This window comes from Acetobacter estunensis, from assembly GCF_011516945.1.
Classification (GTDB): Bacteria; Pseudomonadota; Alphaproteobacteria; order Acetobacterales; family Acetobacteraceae; genus Acetobacter; species Acetobacter estunensis.
This window is the reverse complement of sequence record NZ_WOTH01000098.1, coordinates 1-1,226: the sequence shown is the minus strand read 5'-3', so window position 1 is coordinate 1,226 and position 1,226 is coordinate 1. Positions and strand designations below refer to the sequence as shown.

The following is a 1,226-nucleotide window of genomic DNA, read 5'->3' as shown; positions in this document are numbered from 1 at the left end:
CAACATCAAAGAAACCAGACTGCTTCATATCGCCATTCCCTCAATCAACGCAGAAGAAATAGAATCATACAGAAGACCTCAAAACCAGGGGGTTTTTAGAACCCTCCATCTGGGTCTCAGCATTCCCAAAGACAGCGCGAAATGCAGGATTGAGATCGGGGGGCGCAAACAGTATTGGGCTGAGGGGAAGCTTTTTATATTTGATGATACCTACACGCATTGTGTCGAGAACGACACGGATGAGATACGCGGTATCCTGTTCATTCAGTTTGAGCGCCCTGTATCCGGCATTGGGCGCATTGCTCAGAAGATCTTCCTGATGGGTGTTCGGTATTCCGCGTTTGTCAAAGATACGAAGGCAGGCATAGAGCGTTGGAATGCACGTCGGCAGGGGCGGAGTGCGTGAGCGTTTGCCCTTGTGCGTAGTGTAAATGGTGGCAGGTGGAGGAATATGGGAGAAATATCTGCTGGTCTGATTTGGGGGGGAAGCAGAAAGTCGGCTATCAAGCCGGTATTACCGAAAGCTGCCACTTACAAAAGATCTCATAACTATCAATCGGGAATGCACCGGCGCGCAGGAGAGATATTGAAGCCCTCCGGCGCGGGTTTGTAAAAATCTGTTGTGCGCGGCCAGCGCTTTGCGCGGCTTTGTTGCTGACGCAACCGAGTGGGATCTATCTCGACAACTACCAGCTGATCATTCAGCCCGCCACGAATACGACATACGTCACGCTCGAACGAGCGCTTGGCCGGTCGTCGCAGCCGACTGTCGCCATATCGACGATTGTTTACCAGTGCCATATAAGCATGTACATCAAGGGCCGCAGCATCAACCAAAGCCGAAAGGCTTTCCAGATCCTGATTCCACGAGAGTGTGATCAAGCAATCAATGTGACCCTGAAAACCTTCGCGATATCGTATGTTTTGAAGTTCGCTACAAACCAGGATACCGAAGTAGAGCCCATTGTGCAGATATACTTTTTTATCACCAGTTTCTGTCGTCCAGGTTCGCCCGTGACTGGTGTATAGAAGATCTTCCTCTTTTGGTGCTGGTACAGACTTACATTGCCGAATCTGAATTGAAGAAACGTAACCTAGCCGATCGTCAGTCAGCACTAGGGCCTGTTAGATCTTGAATTTCTTCCCATATTGTAGGGATGGAAGAAGGAGACAGAACAGGCACCTTTACGGACGAGACATGGGCGATCTGGGAACCTCTGATTGAG

Annotated in this window: 2 protein-coding genes; one reads left to right on the top strand and one right to left on the bottom strand. The window is 49.9% G+C overall.

Annotation, left to right across the window (positions count from 1 at the left end; all coding sequences use genetic code 11):
- Positions 1-406: aspartyl/asparaginyl beta-hydroxylase domain-containing protein (locus GOB87_RS16430; protein WP_166319183.1), on the top strand; the 406-nt coding region annotated here is incomplete at its 5' end.
- A gap of 146 nt (positions 407-552) precedes the next feature.
- On the opposite strand, the gene GOB87_RS16425 is transcribed toward GOB87_RS16430, so the two are convergent.
- On the bottom strand, positions 553-1,116 hold the full coding sequence (locus GOB87_RS16425; protein WP_166319180.1) for a hypothetical protein: 564 nt from the start codon (positions 1,114-1,116) through the stop codon (positions 553-555).
- Positions 1,117-1,226: the final 110 nt, after the last annotated feature.